This is a genomic window from Streptomyces griseochromogenes (assembly GCF_001542625.1).
GTDB lineage: Bacteria > Actinomycetota > Actinomycetes > Streptomycetales > Streptomycetaceae > Streptomyces > Streptomyces griseochromogenes.
In genome coordinates, this window is the sequence record NZ_CP016279.1 from 5443223 (window position 1) to 5460719 (window position 17497).

General features: G+C 68.4%; 14 protein-coding genes and 1 pseudogene. 10 read left to right on the top strand and 5 right to left on the bottom strand.

Features of this window, described 5'->3' with window-relative positions:
* Nucleotides 1–226: 226 nt before the first annotated feature.
* Entirely contained in the window at nt 227–853 is a 627-nt protein-coding gene (locus AVL59_RS23185) for a hypothetical protein (protein ID WP_159400027.1), read from the top strand.
* 162 nt (nt 854–1015) lie between these two features.
* Here AVL59_RS23185 and AVL59_RS23190 read toward each other — a convergent pair whose 3' ends face one another.
* A complete protein-coding gene (locus tag AVL59_RS23190; protein WP_067307611.1) occupies nt 1016–1378 on the bottom strand; it encodes a helix-turn-helix domain-containing protein in 363 nt (120 codons plus the stop codon).
* Between the two features lie 174 nt (nt 1379–1552).
* On the opposite strand from AVL59_RS23190, the gene AVL59_RS50750 reads away from it, so the two are divergent.
* Together AVL59_RS50750 and AVL59_RS23200 are read left to right on the top strand one after the other, a co-directional pair.
* The gene (locus AVL59_RS50750) at nt 1553–2380 is read left to right on the top strand and encodes a hypothetical protein (protein ID WP_237281627.1); all 828 of its coding nucleotides are present in this window, start codon (nt 1553–1555) and stop codon (nt 2378–2380) included.
* A gap of 98 nt (nt 2381–2478) precedes the next feature.
* On the top strand, nt 2479–4182 hold the full coding sequence (locus AVL59_RS23200) for a hypothetical protein (protein WP_067317649.1): 1704 nt from the start codon (nt 2479–2481) through the stop codon (nt 4180–4182).
* A gap of 186 nt (nt 4183–4368) precedes the next feature.
* Here the strand turns inward: AVL59_RS23200 and AVL59_RS23205 are convergent, their stop codons facing one another.
* Both AVL59_RS23205 and AVL59_RS51585 read right to left on the bottom strand, forming a co-directional pair.
* Nucleotides 4369–5880, bottom strand: coding sequence for an NACHT domain-containing protein (locus AVL59_RS23205; protein WP_067307615.1), 1512 nt, complete (start codon nt 5878–5880; stop codon nt 4369–4371).
* A 67-nt stretch (nt 5881–5947) separates the two neighbouring features.
* Nucleotides 5948–6136, bottom strand: a complete 189-nt coding sequence (locus tag AVL59_RS51585; RefSeq protein ID WP_079146915.1) for a hypothetical protein — start codon at nt 6134–6136, stop codon at nt 5948–5950.
* Here AVL59_RS51585 and AVL59_RS52425 point away from each other — a divergent pair.
* The 5 genes from AVL59_RS52425 to AVL59_RS55870 all read left to right on the top strand — a co-directional run bounded on the left by AVL59_RS52425 (nt 6124) and on the right by AVL59_RS55870 (nt 12502).
* A complete protein-coding gene (locus tag AVL59_RS52425) occupies nt 6124–6402 on the top strand; it encodes a hypothetical protein (protein ID WP_067307618.1) in 279 nt (92 codons plus the stop codon). The two genes, AVL59_RS51585 and AVL59_RS52425, sit on opposite strands and share 13 nt — an antisense overlap.
* Before the next feature lie 761 nt (nt 6403–7163).
* The gene (locus AVL59_RS23215; protein ID WP_067307621.1) at nt 7164–8270 is read left to right on the top strand and encodes a nucleoid-associated protein; all 1107 of its coding nucleotides are present in this window, start codon (nt 7164–7166) and stop codon (nt 8268–8270) included.
* Nucleotides 8267–9256 (top strand): nucleotidyltransferase family protein, encoded by a 990-nt coding sequence (locus AVL59_RS23220; RefSeq protein ID WP_067307622.1) that lies wholly within the window; start codon nt 8267–8269, stop codon nt 9254–9256. Before AVL59_RS23215 ends, AVL59_RS23220 begins: the two co-directional genes overlap by 4 nt.
* Nucleotides 9257–9288: 32 nt before the next feature.
* Complete coding sequence (locus AVL59_RS23225; RefSeq protein WP_237281628.1) at nt 9289–9882, top strand: hypothetical protein; 594 nt, start codon at nt 9289–9291, stop codon at nt 9880–9882.
* A 136-nt stretch (nt 9883–10018) separates the two neighbouring features.
* Complete coding sequence (locus AVL59_RS55870; protein ID WP_079146917.1) at nt 10019–12502, top strand: DEAD/DEAH box helicase; 2484 nt, start codon at nt 10019–10021, stop codon at nt 12500–12502.
* Between the two features lie 71 nt (nt 12503–12573).
* On the opposite strand, the pseudogene AVL59_RS23235 reads toward AVL59_RS55870, so the two are convergent.
* Nucleotides 12574–13947: pseudogene (locus AVL59_RS23235) on the bottom strand (pentapeptide repeat-containing protein); the annotation flags it as partial.
* A 182-nt stretch (nt 13948–14129) separates the two neighbouring features.
* Here AVL59_RS23235 and istA point away from each other — a divergent pair.
* Together istA and istB are read left to right on the top strand one after the other, a co-directional pair.
* Nucleotides 14130–15767: an IS21 family transposase gene (istA, locus tag AVL59_RS23240; RefSeq protein WP_167549327.1), complete on the top strand. Its 1638-nt coding sequence runs from the start codon at nt 14130–14132 to the stop codon at nt 15765–15767.
* Complete coding sequence (gene istB / locus AVL59_RS23245; protein WP_067307638.1) at nt 15764–16561, top strand: IS21-like element helper ATPase IstB; 798 nt, start codon at nt 15764–15766, stop codon at nt 16559–16561. The genes istA and istB overlap by 4 nt, the downstream gene beginning before the upstream one ends.
* Nucleotides 16562–16705: 144 nt before the next feature.
* Here istB and AVL59_RS23250 read toward each other — a convergent pair whose 3' ends face one another.
* Complete coding sequence (locus AVL59_RS23250) at nt 16706–17368, bottom strand: Type 1 glutamine amidotransferase-like domain-containing protein (protein ID WP_067317655.1); 663 nt, start codon at nt 17366–17368, stop codon at nt 16706–16708.
* Nucleotides 17369–17497: the final 129 nt, after the last annotated feature.

Genomic DNA, 17497 nt, shown 5'->3' on the forward strand with positions numbered 1-17497 from the left:
TGGTCAGCCCGGCAGGAAGGGCGAGTGCATCCCCAGTCGAAGAACAGAAGGAGTTCAGGGTCCACAGGCGGATGGTGGTTGCGGTGTCCCGCATCAGTCCGGGGATCGGGGCCACCATGTCGGCAAGGCTGGCATGCCGGGGGCGGAGGTCAGGTCGGCAGGACTGCGCGCGCAAGGGCGGCTTGCCCTCAACTGCCAGACAGGGTTGTGCATTTGGCTGTCTGGCATGGCTGGCGTTCCCTACGATGTCTGGCGTTGCGCCGACGTGCTGGCGGTTCGGGGAGGGCTGATGGTGTCCGGTGAGGCGGTTGCGGTCGAGGGGCTGCGCACGGCTGTGGACTTCTATGCCGACAAGGCCGCGCGTCTGCGGCAGCAGCGGGTGGATCTGGAGAAGGAACTGGCCCAGGTGGATGCCGACTTGGCCAGCGCCTCCGCTTCTCATGACCATCTGGCAGCCGCCTTGGAAGAGATCACCGCTGGAGCGGAAGCCGGCCCTGAGGCCCCTGGCGACCGGCCCGGTGATGAAGACGCCGAAGCACAGGGACCGGCGTCAGACGAGAACGGCGCGACGGGTTCCGCAGATTCTCCACAGCAGGGCGCCACGACGCCGCGGAACCTGCAGCTGGGTCAGCAGGTGCTGCAGGTGCTGGCCACGGCGGGGCGGCCGTTGCGGGTGAAGGAGATCACGGAAGCCATCGGAAGGCCGGTTTCCGGAAAGCAGGGGGCGGCCGCGATCGAGACGACCCGCAAGACCTGCAAGCGGCATGTCTCACAGGGCCGGGCTGTCGAGCCCGAGCCCGGGGTCTTCGCGATCGCTTCCGCCGGCAGCGGGCACGTGAAGGGGGCCGCCTAGCGACTGCGCCCTCATGAGCGTCCCCTCCTCCCATTTGCGGGGAGAAGGGGACGGGCTCCGTTGAGCTTGCACCCTCTTCGGAACCTTTGACGTGGACCCCTGATAGTGGCTCACGCTGTTCCCGAGGCTAGAGCAACTGTGCTCGCCTCGGGGGCGCGTGGCCTATTTTGTCGTTCCCTGCGCCGGTGAGGCCCGGGGACGGAAGGGCCTTTTCCCATGCGTATGCGGCATTCCCCCGCTGGAGGGGTACAGCGGCACGGCAAGGAAGTTCTCCAGGCGGGCGACAGTGGCGACGTCGGGCCAGCAGCGGCCGGCGATCAGGTCGGCGATGGCCTGCCGGTTGACCCCCGAGCCGGCGGCGGCTTGCCGCAGGCTCCGCCGCTGGGTCTTGAGCACAGCTTCGAGGGCGCGGGCGATGCCCTGAACGACATCGGCGGCGGAGTCGTCGATCCCTGCGTGGGGCCAGGATTCCGGATTGTCGGCAAGCTCGCGCGGCGGCCTTTTTCGGGCCAAACCTCCCACCATGTCGATGCACTCCTTTCCGTGAAGATCGGCTTCGACCCCTTCACTGGCTGCTTGTCCAGCCAGTTTCGTTGGTCTGTGACGTTGAGCCCGGAGGTCTCCCGCCGCATCCGTGAGTACTGCCCGCGCCTCCCGCAAGCACGATGGGCACGGGTTGCCGACCAGGTGCGAGCAACCGTGGCGGCTGCCGCCCCGGCCACCTGCTACGAGGCGGGGCATCTGCTGCATGTGGTCGGACGGCTGGCCGTCTGGACCGACAGCGGCGGCCTGCCGCGGGATCCGGGGGTGTGGCTGCGCACGGAGACGATCGACGCGTTCGTGCTGTCGGGTTGCGCGGGCATGGACGGCTCGACGGTGCAGACCTATCGGTCCTGGCTGCGCCGGGTGTGCGAGGCCCTGGTGTGGGTCGAGCGCGGGGAGGCTCCACCCGCACGGCTGTCCTCGCCCCGCGATCCGCAACCACCCTATGAACACGGGGAGTTGTCCCGACTGCGAGCCTGGACGGGACATCTTCCGGGTCGGGCCCGGGCGGACGGGCTCGCGCTGATGGCGTTGGGGGCCGGATGCGGCCTGGCCCCCGGAGAGGTCGTGCCCGTCCGCGGGGATCACGTCCGGGTCACCTCCAGCGGTGTCGCGGTGCTGGACGAGAACATGCTGGGGCGTCTGGTGGCCTGTCACACAAGGTGGGACAGTGTGCTGGCCGAGTTGGCCGTGGAGGCGGGTACGGGTTTCCTGTTCCGGCCGGGCCGGAAGGTGGCCGCGGCCAAGAACCTCGTCTCGTCCTGGCCCCAGCGACACCGGCCCCCGTCCGGTCTGCCGCCGCTGTCTGCCCGGCGCCTGCGCTCGACGTGGATCGTCGGCCTGCTGGCCGAGGGCATCAGCCCGTCCGTGGTCGCCGAGGCTGCCGGGATGACCTCGCCGGCCGGGCTCGCTCCTTACCACCGCTGGGTCCCGCCCCTGCCCAGGGAGGAGGTCATCCGGCTGCTGCACGGGCAACGCCCGTGATGCCGCGGCCCGCCCGGGACGAGCAGGCAGCAAGGGCCCTGCGACCCCGTGTCCGTCCCGGGAAACTGACCCGGATCGAGGATTCCAAGGTCGGCCAGATGCTGGCTCTGCTGGACCGCTCCGGAGTCCCGCAGCAGCTGGAGGAGCTCCTTGCCGGGCGGCCGGGACCGGCGGGAGTGCGGCCGCGCACGGTCCTGGCGGGGCTGTTGCTGTCCTCCTACCTCACCGGCCGGGCCACCATCGCCGAAGCGTGGCGGATCCTGCACTTCCGCCTGGAGCCCCGGGCCCGCACCTGGCTGGGCATCCCGCAGGAACCGCCAGCCACCGCGCGGGAGTCCATCGCGGCCAGCCGCCGCCTCTACCGGGGCTTCAACCGCATCACCACCGTGCTGGACCCAGCCCGCTGCAACCGGCGTTCCCGCCTTCCCCAGCCTGTCGCCGACGCTTACGCGGATGCCTGGGACGTCCCGTCCGGACGACAGGCCGCCGAGCGGCTCCAGCAGCTGGCCAACCAGCTGGTCCTCACCCCCGTCCGCCTCGCCCAGGCCCGCGGCTACCTGCGCGGCTGGCGCGGAGACGTGGGCGTGGATGCCACTCCGATCCCGGTCCTGGCCCACCCCGACAGCGAACGCACCGCAACCGCCTCGGTGGAGATCACCGCGGGCTGGCACTACAGCGGCGGCTCCGATGAGCCCACCTTCGGCTACAGCGCCAGCTTCGTCGTCGCCGCCCACCGCCGGCGTCCCGGAGAGAGCGCGGGCAAACCGCTGGCCTACCCGCAGATGTGCGTCGGCCTGGTGCTGGACACCCCGACGGTCCGCACCGGCGCCAACGCCGTCACCGCGCTGACGCAGCTCGCCGAACTCGGCCTGCCGACCGGGACCTGCGCGGCCGACCGCGCCTACACCGGATGCGCACCCGAGAAGTTCCAGATCCCCGTACGCCGCCTCGGCTACCGCCTCGCCCTGGACTACAAGGTCGAGAACCGGGGACAACAAGGCAGCTGGCAGGGCGCCTTGCTCATCGACGGCTCCCTGGCCTGCCCCCACATGCCGCCCGCGCTGACCCGCGCCACCCAGGGCGCGGACGATGCCACAGTACGTCTGCCGCCCGAGGACCTGCGAGAGGCGATCGAGGAGCGGGTGCCGTACTTCCTCAAGACCAAACAAGGCCCCGATGCCCGCGGCGCCGTCCGGCTCCACTGCCCGGCAGCCGGTCCGTCGCCATCGGTGAACTGCGCTCGCCGTGACCGGCTCTTCCCCCGCAATCCGCGCGGTTCTGGACCACCGCCGGCCGTCATCAACCTCGCCGACAGCCGTGCACGAGCAGCCCACCCCGCCGCACGGCCCACCGTCCAGCTCCCCGACGGCGAATGGCGCACCACTCCATCCGCCAAGGAGCTGCCGGCTGTCTGCGGCAAGTCCGACATCACTGTCCCCGCCGACGCCCGCGGTGACCGGCTGGTCGCGAAGTTCCGGCAGGACGACCACTACCTGACCAGCACCTGGACCGCGTCCTACAAGCCCATCCGCAGCCACAACGAAGGGATCCACGGCCGCCTCAAGGGCGAAGAAACCGACATCGGGAACCCGAAACACCGCCCAGCACCAGGCCAGGTCGCCCAGACCCTCCTGGTCGCCATCATGGTCACCGCCGCGAACCTCGACATCCTCGAAACGTGGCTCTACCAGCACACCGGCACCCACCTCACCCACAGCGACTACACAGCGATCCCCCCACCGGCCGGGCCGGACACCAATCCGCCCGCAACGACAGGACGTCCACCCCCGCCCAACGGATGACCCACCCGCGAAACAACCGCACAGACTCGTGACGGCCAGCCCCGGACCCCCGGGGCTGGCCGTCACGCTCACACAACCGCACGACAGCGAGTGAACGCGCTCACACCTGCGTTCTCCCGCCATCCACCACCCCGAACAACCTCGAACAGGCACCGGAAACGACAAAGATCCCGCCGATCATCATGATCAGCGGGATCTCGTCAACCGAACCTGAGCTAACTCAAGAACGGCCCAGGCCAGGCTGGGGCTGGTTGTGCAGCCGACCATCACCCCCACTGGTACTGCGGCTATGGCGACGAGCTTGGCTTCGCGCGCCAGCTGATGGCGGTTGCGGATGCTTGTTCTGGCTGTGCCGGAGCGGCTGCGCGAGAGGATCAGGTATCCCAGGCACACACCGCCCACGAAGCCGCTGGTGAAGACCGCCGCGGGTGAGTACAGCCCCAGGCTGATCGCAACGGCCGCACACCCGAGCAGCAGGATGGGTCCCAGTTGGCGCAGTAGCCACGGAAGTTCGAGGCGTAGCTGCCACCAGGCCAGCTGCCGGGTGGTCTGGTGCTGCAGGTGGCCGGCCAGATAAGCGAGCCAGCGTTGGGCCTGCTCGGCGTGGGGGCTGTCGGCGAAGGCCGCAGGAACGTACGCCTCGAGTAGGTGGCGTTCCAGCTCGACTGGGTCGGCAAACCGGTCCTCCAGTAGTTCGGCAGGGTCCTTGCCGGTTTCGCCGTAGACAGCGCGGGCCATGGCCACCATCAAGGGCGTGCCGAGTGCCTGACGCAGACCCTGGGATACCGGCGTGTGGGGATGGGCGCGCAGGTGCGCGAGGACCGGGTCCCAGAGGGTGGTCCGCTGTCCGTCCGCCCCCCGTACCGGCCGCGCGGTCCTGGTGAGGTAGGCGCTCGCCGCCTCGAACGTCAGCGGCCGCAGTTCGACGACAGCCGCCGACGTCAGCACATTCCCGCTCTCCACCGCCTTCGTGTACGCCGCCGTGCGGCAGGTCAGCAACACCGGCTCGCCCGGGTCGAGTTCCGCGTTCAGCCGGCGCAGGGCCGCGCCCCACGCCGACTCGGGCATCTCGTCCAGACCCTCGAGAACGGGCAGCACGAGGCCGGCCGCGAGCAGTTTGCTGGTCCAGGGAGCTCCGGGATAGGTGGCGCGCAGGTGGGCGGTCATCCAGTCCCGCAGCCGCTGTCGCTCTGGCTGCCATCCGGACAGAGGGAAGACCGCCGGCACGGGGTCGCCGACCGCACGGTGCGCGAGCCGCTCCAGGGTGAAGCGGACGGCGAGCACGGTCTTTCCACTGCCCGGTTCACCCAGCACCACCAGCCGCCGCGAGGGCACCGTGTCAAAGGCGGGCGAGATACCCTCGGGCCCCTCGCCCGGCTCCACGGGCAGGCCGCCGTTTTCAGCGGCATCGGCGAGCCACGCCTCCGCCCTGGACCAGTGCACCTGGAACGGGTACGGATCCTGCAGCCGGCGCAGCCGCCACTCCGCCTGCCACTGCTCCTGCACCGAGGCCGCCAGACGCCCGGACAGCCCTTCCAGCCGCTCCTGCGACCAGGCACCCTCGGCGGACTCGCCGGCCGCTGAACCGCTGCGCCAGAGGTTGATGGCCAGCCCAGCGACCGACACCCCCAAGCCGAGGACGGCCGTCAGGGTCGATACATTGCCCAGCTCTCCCGTCAGCAGCGCAACGAGCAGCACGCTGCCCGTGACCGCTACCGCTCCCAGCCAGATGCCATGTCGCCACCACCGCACTGCACGGCCCCCGTCATCCGAACCACTGCACGGAGGATAGAGCCGCGGTCACGCTCTGTGAGCGAAGCGCGCCGCAGGAGCTGTCAGCGATGTTGCTCGGCGCGCCCCCCATGGAGCGCAGCGTCTGCTGGAGTTCCTCGATGTCGGTGGGGGCTCCAAGGCCGGACTCGCGCCAGACCTGTTCTCCCAGTGCTTCGGACATCCGTCAGCATCCGGGGCGTCCTGCAGCACCATGCCCTGCTCGCCCTCCAGACGTGCCCGTACGAAGTCCTGGGCGCTGCCGAGCGTGAGCAGCTGCTTGCCGCGTACGGCAGCCGTACGTTCGACCTCGCGTGGGAGACGGCGCTCGCGGTGATCACCCACCACGCCCGGTCCTCGGGTCAGACGGGGCAGCCCCACCCGACCATCAGGGACCGCGCACCCGCGATGGCACGGCGCCCGGGCGGCCGGAGCCAGGGTGGACGTTGAACAGTCCCGCGCCCGCCAGCAGTACTTGAAGGCGCCGGGGGGATCTGGGTCGTCTACGACGCAGGCCTCAGCCGCCTGCGTGTCGTCTGCCCCAGCGCCAGGCTCGCACCGGCCTGACACTCCAGGCCGACGCCGAAGCCGGAAGCGTCCGCGTCATTTGCCCGGAACGCCACACCGCCCACGACCCCCGACTGACGGTCGCCGGCGTGCAGGAGGCGATCGCCCTCGGGCGGGCGTCCGACTCCGAAGACATCGAGATCAACGCTTAGTGGTCGGCTCTGGAAGTCCCTCGGGGGTTGACTGCGGAGCCGACCATGCGTCTGAGCGCTGGTCAGAGGTCGGAGCCGGCGCCAGCAGGTCGCGGCCGGACGGGTCGAGCCTTGCAGGCCGTTCCCCGACAGGTGCGGGAGTGAGACCTGTGCGCTGATGACGGAGAGTGCCAGCACTTGTGGCACGCCGGGCGACCGAGGAATCTGTGACGCGTCCACGGCAGTAGGAGACGCGTATATTTGACGCAAGGTTCACCTATTTTCGGTCATTCTCATGACTAGCCGCATATCTCCCTGGCAAACGCCCTCCCCGCCGTGCACAGGCCGTTACGATGACCGCATCAGTTTCCTGACGCGACGTCAGCGATCCTTCTCGGGAGGGGTGTTCGCGCCGCGAGGAACAACACACACGCCCGTCGGTTCTGGCGTGGCGTGGACATGCGGTTGATGCTCAGTCAATGGGTGTCTGCTCAAGGATCTACGGGGTGGGGCATGTCGGGCGATTTCGCTCAACTCGTCGTTGACGAGGCCATCTTTCACCTGGTCCCGACGCGTAAGCGGAACGACCCGGTGCCAGCACAAGTCCAGTACAGCGAAGCGGTGTGCCAGCTCAGTGAGGATGTGCGAGGCAAGATCCAGGCCAACTTCCGGGGCCTGCTCGTCTCGCATGGACGCCCGGTTGTAGAAGAGCTCGAGGCCAAGAAGTCGACCCTGCCGGACCGCGTCTACGAGTACCTCACCGAGCAGCGTGACCTGGTGAACGTCTCCATCGACCTTGCCGAACTGCTCTTCGACAGCCAGAAGGGGAACAGCCCCGCCGGGCTGCTCCTTGTTGCCTCCGCCAGACTTGCCGGCAAGCGGGCGCTGCTCATCGTGAAACTGGAGCAGGAGGGCGGTTTTCGGGCCAGGGAGGTGATCGTCGACGGCAAACGCACCTTCGACATGAGCTACTTCGCCAACCTTTTGATGACCGAGCACAACAAGATCTACAAGGCCGCCCTGTTCTGCGTTGACGGCGTCCCCGAGGACGGCCCGATCGAGGGATGGGCAGCTGACAAGCAACTGTCGGGCAAGATGGCACAGTTCTGGCTGCAGACCTTCCTCGGCTGCCGGCAGAAAGAGGATCCTAAGCGCGTCACTCAAGGATTTCACGAGGCGGCAGTCGACTGGGTCGACAAAAGGGTCGACGACCCCGAGAAGAGCGTCGACTATCTGATGGCCGTCCTGGTCGAGCTGCGCTCCAACACCGCCACCTTGGATCCCACTGCCTTCGCCGCTGATCACCTCGACCTCTATGACCAGGACAGCTTCCTGGCCTACCTGGCCAGTAAGGACGTTCCAACGACCATCTTCGACAAGGACATCGCGCGGGTGGCCCCCCGCCTGAGCGAGCTGCAGATCGGCTTCGCCAGCGGCATTTCCATCGTTGCCCCCGTCAAGCGGGTGCGTGAGGACATCAAGATCGACGAACACTCCGACGGCACCTCCACGGTGACCGTCAGGGGCAAGATCACGTCCACACGCAGCCACTACAGCCCCCGCAAACTCGACGCCCCGCACACGGATGTCCAAGCACCCGGTGCGGACTCCGCCGGGTGAGCGTGGTCAATGACGCCTTCCACCGGTACCAGGCGGAGCTCCCCAACATCCGGAAGGCGGCACAGCTCACCGCGGCCCTTCTGCGACGCAAGGCCGCCCGCGCCCACATCACCTGCGAGGTGACCCACCGGGCCAAAGAGATCGGCAGCTTCGTCGCCAAGGCCTATCACAAGGAATACGCCGACCCCTGGACCAAGATCACGGACAAGGCAGGCGTCCGTATCACCGTCCAACACAAAGGCTTCCTCAACAAAGCTCTCGAGGTCGTCAAGGACAACCTGACACTGGTCGAGGACCCCCAGGACTATCGAGAAAAGGAGGATGCCGAGGGCCAGTACACGCTGCAGTACCCCCGTCTGCACGTCCAAGCCCTCGCTGCCAGCGACCTCAGGGACGGCGACGGCCGACCCTACGAGTGCGAGATCCAAATCCGCACCGAAGCAACCGACTTGTGGGCCCGCATGTCCCACCGGCTGCTCTACAAAACAGGCACCACCAGCGTGCCCCGCGATGTCAGTAGGTCGCTGTACCGTTTGATCGCCCTGGTCGAACTGTACGACCTCGAGGTCGAACGGGGGGTAGACGTCTTGGCACAGCACCCTGACTTCACCCGCACCAACCGACTCCTGGCCGAAGCAGAGTTCCTGTACCGCACGTTCACCGAGCACGAGTACCGGCGTGACCTGTCCGAAGACATCGTCGACGTCCTGATCGAAACCGTCGAGCACGAGAAGGACTACCCCAACAAGTTAGCCCAGTTCGCCGAGCAGTACCGCCAGCAGCTCGAACAGGCCTATCGCGAATACGGCCCCACCAGCGAACTCTTCTTAGCCCACGGCCGCTACATACTGGCCAGCCAGCCGGAAAGCCTGATCATCTTCGAGCGTCTCACCACCGCCAAGATGCTGTTGCGAGGTGTCTGGGATGACGAATTGCCTAAGACCCTGCTCAGCGACATGGCAGAGATCTGGAGCGTCCACCTGTGACCCGACCGCCGCAGCCCGAACCGTCCGCTGTCGTGGCCGCCACCGCCATGTTCGTCGAGGTCCTCGTCGTCGGTATTGGATTCCTCACCAGCCTGGGCATCCTGGCCGCCGCCGTCGCGGGCCCCGGCAACAGCCGCCGGCTGGCCCTGGTGGCAGACACCCCCCTCGCAGCTGGCGCAGCCCTCGCTTTAGCCTACGCTCTGGGCATTCTCATCGACCGCGCCGCCGACACCGCCCTCACCACCGTACGCCGCCGCCTGCGCAGCCAGTCCTTCCCCACGTCTGCCGCCTACGCCCAGGCACGCCTCAAGATCTCTGAGATGCCCGAGCTGGCAGCCCTGGCCGACTACGCACGCTCCCGTCTGAGGGTTTGCCGTGGCTGGATCCTCAACAGCATCATGCTTACCCTGGCCATCGATCTCGCATTGTGGCGGTATTCCGTCGAGGACCGGCCCTTGCTCGTGGCTACGGCGACCGTCTTGGGAACCTTGGCTGCTCTCGGCTTCTACCTGTCGTGGCATGCCATTACTGCCACCGGTTACCGCAAGCTGGCCGCGCAGACCACACCAGCTCCTGCGTCAGCTCTGCCCGCCCAGCCTCCGGCACCCGCGCTGGAGGCTCCCTGACCGCGGGCTGGAATCCCGGCCTCACACGCCAAGTGCGGGACGGGCGGCTGTGGCGGTGGGGGAGAGCTGACAGAATCGGATGACGCCCACGCCATCGGCCGGCCGCGCAACGCCCGGAGACCTCATGAAACCGCCCATGCCCCTGGCGTCCGACCAGCAGCCGCTGACTGTCCGGGACCTGCCCGGACTGGGGCTGAAGCTCTCGTCGCGCCGCAGGCGGCACAAGCCGCTCCCGCTGCATGAGGATCAGGAGGAAGCCCTCCGTAGGATCCTCAAGCACCTGGACCGGCCAGGGACTCGCGGCCTGTACGTGGCAGCGACCGGCACCGGCAAAACACTCGTCGCCAGCCGTGCCGCTCACCAGCTCGCGCATCGTCTGCTGTTCGTCGTCCCCACCCTGGACCTGGCCGCGCAAAGTGCCCTCAGTCTGCGCCGCGACGGCCACCACGAACCTCTCGTCATCGTCTCCTCCATGGACGTGGCTGCCCACGACGCTCTGAGCGCGCAACACATCGCTTCCGTCACCGACTACCGCCTCCTGGCCTCTCTGCTTGCCGCCGTCGGTACCGGGCGCGACGCCCTGCCCGGTCTGACGGTGGTGAGCACCTACGATTCCTTGGACAAGATCGCAGAGACCCAGAACACGAAGTACGCGGTCCCTGCCTTCGATCTGGCGGTCATGGATGAGGCGCACAGGATCGCGGGCCGGGCGGACAAGAAGTGGGCTGTGGTCAACGACGGGAAGCGGATCCTGACCGACCGCCGCCTCTACATGACCGCCACTCCTCGTATCTTCGGCGCCCCCGAGCTGGCGGAGTCGGCCGACACGACCCGCCCGCGCCGTCGGCGCCCGGCAGGCCCGGAGGCGGACGCGTTCGCCAACTCCATGGACAACGAGCAGGTGTACGGGAAGAAGGTCTTCGAGTACCCGCTGGCTCAGGCGGTCGAAGACGGCCGGGCGGCGGACTACCGCATCGTGGTGCCCACCCTTACCGACGCCGACCTGCGCCGCCGGCTGAACCTGCCCGCTCCCGGCATCACGGCCCCTGGCGACATCACCGGCGACGGGGGAGACGGCGCGCTGCGCACCACCGCCCTGCACCTGGCCGTGCTGCGCGCCATGGCCGAGCACGGCCTGCAGAAGGTCCTGGTCTACTTCAACCTCGTTTCCGACGCGCGCCGCTTCGCCCACGAGCTGCCCCACACCCTGCGCCTGCTAGGCAAGACCGACCCCCAGCTATGCCCGGACATCGCCCCGGAGCTGTTTTTCGTCCACGGCGAGCACACCCCAGAACAGCGCGCCGGTATCTTCGGCGACTTTCGCTCTGCCCAGTGCGCGATCCTGGCCAACTCCCGCCTGATCGCCGAGGGCATCGACATTCCCAGCGTCTCCGCGATCGTCTTCGCGGACCCCACCCGCAGCGTCATCCGCTGCGTCCAGGCCCTCGGCCGGGCCCTGCGCCTGGACGTGTCCGGCAAGACCGCCTCCCTGATCGTTCCCGTCTACGTTCCGCCTGGCGCCGACCCCGAGGACATCCTGGGCACCGCGTACGAGCCGGTGTGGGCGATCGCCTCCGCACTGGCCAGCCACGACCACCGCATCCTCGAACGCCTTCCCGACAAGGCCAACCGCCTCCCCAGGGAGACCAGCGAGGTCATCCAGCGCCGCTGGCACTTTGATTTCACCGTCCACCCCGAGCGCATCGCCCGTGCCATGGACCTGACCTGCTTCGACCCCCGCGGCACGGCCCTCTCCCGCTCCCGCCGCCTCGGACTGGCCGCCGCCCAGTCCTACCGTGACGAACACGGCCACCTCGACGTCCCCGCCGACTACACCGACCCCACCGGCTACACCCTCGGCACCTTCATCACCACCATGCGCGACGCCGCGAAAGCCGGCCGCCTCGAGGCCGACTGGATCGCCGAACTCGACGCGCTGGGCATGATCTGGGACAAGCACGACGCCGCCTGGCGCTCCCGCCTCGTCGCCGCCGCCGACTACCACCATGCCCACGGTCACCTCGCCGCGCCCGCCACCACCCCCGTCGGCGCCTGGCTCGCCGAACAACGCCACCTCGCCGCCAAGAACGAACTCGACACCGCCCGCGCCGAGGCCCTCACCGCCCTTGCCCACGACTGGCGCCTGCCCCACGGTGCTGACTGGCACCGCAAATACCACCTGCTGCGCGCCCACCTCGCCACCGGCGCCGACCCCGCCGCCCTCACCCGCGACACCCAGCTCGCCGGCGTGAAGATCGGCTCCTGGCTGCACCGCCAACTCACCACCTGGCCCACCCTCACCCCCGGCCAGCAGCAACTGATGACCGCCCTTAGCCTCACGCCCGACAGCAACCCCCTCGCCCCCACAAGCCGCGCCCGCCGCACCTTCGCCCAGACCGTCCAGCTCCTGGAGCTCTTCCTGCACCGCGAAGGCCGCGCTCCCGCCGCCCGCGAGGGCATCCGCGTCGACGGTGACACCGTCAAGATCGGCGCCTGGCTGGCCAAGGCCCGCCACCGGCACCGCTCCGGCCAGCTCCCCGAAGCGGACGCACGCCTGGTCGCCGCCTTGTTTGACGGGGACTGGACGAGCGAGGACGCCGTCCCCGCCGTCCTGGCGTAGACGCCCACCGTTGGCTATGCGAGCCCACCAAGACGCGTCCGGTCTCAGAGGTGGGCCCGTGGTGGCGCAGGTCAGCGTTTGACGCGGTTCCGGACGGCCAGGACTGCCAGACCCAGGAGGACAGGTTCGGCCACGCGGGAGGCCATCTCGATGTAGGTGCCGCTGGTGGTCAGGTCCTGGCCGGAGGAGCGGAACACTACCGAGTTGAGGGTCACGTTTAGGGACTTCTCGAAACGCTCGCCGGTGAACCTGTCCCCGGTGGGGTTCTGCGGGTCGGTCGTGTTGATCTCGAAGGTGACCTTGCCTCCGCCGGGCGGCACAGTGCCGGCCACTTCCTGCTTCGGGGAGTCGTTCGGAAGGCCGAAGCCCATCAGCAGCACGATGGTGACGAGCATGGCGGCAGCGAGCCAGCCCAGGGCGCGCAAGGCGCGCAGGCCGTAACCGGAGAGCAGCCAGTACCCCCACAGCAGGAAGCGTTCGCTGGGCGGGGTTCCGGTGCGGTCGTGACGGCGCATCTCCATCTCGCCGTAGTAAAAGTCGGCGGCGTACGGGGCCGGATGGGGCTGGTCGGCGTTTCGCGCGCGCCAGTGGTGCTCCTCGGCCAAGGTGCGTCGGCGGGTCCAGCGGGAGAGCCGTATGGGGGGCTGGAGGCGGGTGGGGGTGAGGGCGAAGACGCAACGGCCTTCCAGGCGGAGCTGGTCGAGGTGGAAGGCTCCAGAGAACAGGCAATCGCTCAGATCGACGTCGGTCAGGACCAAGTGCATGGCATCCACCCCGCGCACCGAGGTCACTCGCACTCCGCTCTCTGTACCTTCCAAGAGGCTCTCATCGGCCACCGTATCCATGACCGCGAAGGGGGCGGGATGAGCGGTGACCGCCACGGGCGAAGACAAGACCGCATCGCTGAGATCCACGATCGTATAGCGCAAACGCAGGGTGGCTGTCGACTCCCACCGGGTCCTGGCACCCCATATCCGAGGCGCCGCGATCTCCAACGTCACCGGCACCTCGAACACCGCACCGGATAGATCAACCTCCTTCGCGCACAGCACCGGCCCGAAGTGTGGCATCGCTGCAAACCGTGTCCCGGAGAAGTCAGCGTTGTCGGAGAACTGCGCCCCGTAGAACCAGACGTCACCGAAGAGCTGGGTCATGCGGAAGCTGGCCTCGCCGGAGAACTGCGCCATGTAGAACCGGGCGTCGCCCGAGAATCTAGCTGCGTTGTAAGAGGTGTAGCCAGAGAACTGCGCGACGTAAAACCTGGCATCGCCGGAGATCTGCACCTCGTCGAACAAGGCGTCACCGGAGAACTGCGCCCTATGAAACCCGGCGTCGCCCAAGAACCGCGCCTCGACGAAATCGGCGTCGCCGAAGAACTCCGCCCTGTGGAACGAGGCGGTCCCGGAGAACTGTGCCTCCCGGAACGAGGCGTCGCCGTAGAACTGCGCCTCCTGGAAGGCGGAGGCCCCGAAGTGGCTTTATTCACGAGTCGTGACGGCGGTTGTACACGGGTTTGGGAGGCGCCCGTTTCCACGGTCGGGTGATGTTCACGAGTTTTGAAGGCAGTGGGGGGCTTGCCAGGACAGCATCGGGGTGTTCCCGGTGAAAGGCCCTGGTCATGCCGCAGATGTCGAAGGTGGAGCTGTACGCGGCGATCCGGCGGGACCACCGAGCCGGCATGACGATGCGGGAGTTGGAGCGCAAGCACAACGTTGCCTGGCGAACGGTGCGCAAGGCCCTGGACTCGGCCTGGCCGGAGCCTCGCAAGCCGCTGCCGCCGCGGCCATCGGCGCTGGATGCGTACAAGGCGGTGATCGACGGGATCCTGCGGGCGGACCTGGACGCGCCGCGCAAGCAGCGGCATACGGTCACCCGGATCTTCCACCGGCTGATCGAGGAACACGGCGCCGACGTGTCCTATCCGATGGTCAGGCGCTATGTCGCCGACCGGAAGCCGCAGATCGCGGTGGAGGCGGGCAAGGCGCCCATCGAGGCGTTCGTCCCGCAGACCCATCCGCCCGGCATGGAGGCGGAGGTCGACTTCGGCGACGTGGCCGTGCGTCTGGCAGGCGAGCTGGTGACCTGCTACCTGTTCTCCTTCCGTCTGTCGTATTCGGGCAAGGCCGTCCACCGGGTGTTCGCCTCTGCTGGTCAGGAAGCCTTCTTTGAGGGGCACGTGCACGCGCTGCGGACGCTGGGCGGTGTCCCGCGGGGGCGGGTGCGCTATGACAACCTCAAGGCCGCCGTCGCCCAGGTGCTGGGGCTGAGCCGGGCGAGGGTGGAGACCGACCGGTGGATCGCCTTCCGATCGCATTTCGGCATCGAGAGCTTCTACTGCCGCCCAGGCGTCGACGGCGCCCACGAGAAAGGCGGTGTCGAGGGGCAGATCGGCTACTTCCGCCGCAACCACTTCACCCCGGTGCCGGAGGTCTCCTCGCTGGCGGAGCTGAACGAGATGGTCGAGCAGTGGGACCTGCACGACGGCCGGCGCCGGATCGGCTCGCGGCCACGGACGATCGACGAGTACTTCGCCGTCGAACAGCCGCTGCTGATGCCGCTGCCGCAGGAACCGTTTGAGACTGGGAGAGTGTTCACCCCCAGGGTCGACCGCTACAGCCAGATCGCGGTGCGCACCAACCGCTACTCGGTGCCGGTCCGCCTGATCGGCAAACGCGTCCGGGTCGTGCTGCACGCCTCTCACCTGGTGGTTTACGACCAGAACGTGGAAGTGGCCCGGCATGAGCGGCTGATCGCCAAGGGCGGCTGCCGCCTGGATCTGGACCACTATCTGGAAGCCCTGATCCGCAAGCCGGGCGCTTTCCCCGGCGCCACCGCTCTCGAACAGGCCCGCTCCGCGGGCAGGTTCACCCCGGTCCATGACGCCTGGTGGACCCAGGCCCAGAAGGTCCACGGCGAGCGGGACGGCACCCGGGCCCTGATCGAGGTGCTGTTGCTGGGCCGGCACATCCCGCACGAGTACTTGGTCGCCGGGCTGGCCACCGCCCTGCGGGCCGGGGCCCTGACCGCGGACGCGGTCGCCTTGGAGGCCCGCAAGGCCGCCCAGGCCGAGGATGAGCCCGCTGCCCTTGGCCCGTCGGGCACCGGAGCGGGCCAGCCGTCGGGGACCGTGACGTTTCTGCACGAGTGGAAGCTGGCCCACCTTCCGCCGGACACCAGGCCGCTGCCCTCGGTGGCCCCGTATGACCAGCTGCTCCGCCGCCGTCGCGCCGACGGCGGCGCCCACCGAGAGGAAGAAGCCCAGTGACCCTGCCCCGCCAGCGAGGCTTGACCGAGCAGGCCGCCACCACCGCCATCGACACCGCCTGCCGTCTGCTGCGGCTGCCGTCGATCCGCAAGGAGTTCGCCGACATCGCCGACCGGGCGGTGAAGGACCAGATGACCTATCGCGGCTTCCTCGCCGAGCTGCTGATGGCCGAGTGCGACGACCGGGCCCGCCGCCGCTCGGAACGGCGGATCAAGGCGGCCGGGTTCCCGCGGGAGAAGTCGCTGCGGACCTTCGATTTCGACGCCAACCCCAACATCGACGCGGCCACCATCAACACGCTCGCCAGCTGCGAGTGGATCAAGAAGGGACAGCCGCTCTGCCTGATCGGCGACTCCGGCACCGGCAAGTCGCACATGCTGATCGCCCTGGGCACCGAGGCCGCCATGAAGGGCTACCGGGTCCGATACACGCTGGCCACGAAACTGGTGAACGAGCTGGTCGAGGCCGCCGACGAAAAGCAGCTCACCAAGACCATCGCCCGCTACGGCCGCGTCGATCTTTTGTGCATCGACGAGTTGGGATACATGGAACTGGACCGGCACGGCGCCGAGTTGCTGTTCCAGGTCCTGACCGAACGCGAGGAGAAGAACAGCGTCGCCATCGCCTCCAACGAGTCGTTCGGCGGCTGGACGAAGACCTTCACCGACCCCCGGCTCTGCGCGGCCATCGTCGACCGCCTCACCTTCAACGGCACGATCATCGAGACCGGCACCGACTCCTACCGGCTCGCCTCCACCCGCGCCCGGGTCGAGGAACCCGCCAAGGCCGGCTGACACCCGCAGGCCCCACCTCGACGGCCCGCCGCCCTCACGGGCGGCGGGCCTCCCACGAAGTGATGACCCACCCTTGAACCTGGATCCTCGCGCTCGCCCGGCTTCATCGCGATGAGTGCGGAGACCGCCGAGCACGACCTCGGTCTAAAACAACTTCCAGTTGCCCTCGGAGACCACTTCGACGGCGCCGCCGGTCACCTTGAGGGCGGTCTGCTCGTCAATCGCATACGCCGGCCCCGCGATCTGGGCCGCCCACCGTTCTGCCGCGGCCATGGTGTTGTCCGGACAATCCGGATGATCCAGGTGCGGGAAGATCGAAAAATCAACCACGCCCAGCGCGCTGTCGCCGCCCGCGGGCGGCTTCCAGCCCACGAACTCCTCCCCGACGCGGGGGGTCATCACACAGCTCCCGGCGCTGAGACCCACATAGACAGTGTCGGGCAGCGACGGCAGGAGCTCAGCCAGCCCGGACTCCCGCATCCAGTGGCACAGATACAGCGTGTCACCGCCGTTGACCAGCAGGACGTCGGCCTCCCGGACCCAGGAGACCCAGAGCGCAGCCTCGATACTGGGCAGCGCGGTGAGCTCCAGCACGCCCACCGACTTCCACCCCAGCTCGGTCATGGGGCTGGGAGATCGTCCGCTGATGAATCGCCATGGCCCGCCCGGATCGGCATACGGGCCCCCGTACCCCGCGGTGGGGATGCACAGGGCGCTGGACTCGGCAATCGGCTTACCCAGGAGGTCAACCAACGCATCCTGGATGCTCGCGTTCTTGACGCCGGAGTCGGTGAGGAGAAGCTTCATCATGTCCTTCCCAAGGAACGCCGCACGCGTCAACAACAAGCCGTTCGTCAACGCGCCACAGACGTCACCATGTCATGGCTGCCTCAGGACAGGCACTCGGACTCACGAAGCACGAGCCTCTCGGTCCTG

Bases quoted from the DNA above. Each gene is read 5' to 3' on its own strand.
- AVL59_RS23185 (WP_159400027.1), top strand. From the start codon at position 227: ATGGCTGGCGTTCCCTACGATGTCTGGCGTTGCGCCGACGTGCTGGCG.
- AVL59_RS23190 (WP_067307611.1), bottom strand. From the start codon at position 1,378: ATGGTGGGAGGTTTGGCCCGAAAAAGGCCGCCGCGCGAGCTTGCCGAC.
- AVL59_RS23200 (WP_067317649.1), top strand. From the start codon at position 2,479: ATGCTGGCTCTGCTGGACCGCTCCGGAGTCCCGCAGCAGCTGGAGGAG.
- AVL59_RS51585 (WP_079146915.1), bottom strand. From the start codon at position 6,136: ATGTCCGAAGCACTGGGAGAACAGGTCTGGCGCGAGTCCGGCCTTGGA.
- AVL59_RS23215 (WP_067307621.1), top strand. From the start codon at position 7,164: ATGTCGGGCGATTTCGCTCAACTCGTCGTTGACGAGGCCATCTTTCAC.
- AVL59_RS55870 (WP_079146917.1), top strand. From the start codon at position 10,019: ATGCCCCTGGCGTCCGACCAGCAGCCGCTGACTGTCCGGGACCTGCCC.
- istA (WP_167549327.1), top strand. From the start codon at position 14,130: ATGTCGAAGGTGGAGCTGTACGCGGCGATCCGGCGGGACCACCGAGCC.
- AVL59_RS23250 (WP_067317655.1), bottom strand. From the start codon at position 17,368: ATGAAGCTTCTCCTCACCGACTCCGGCGTCAAGAACGCGAGCATCCAG.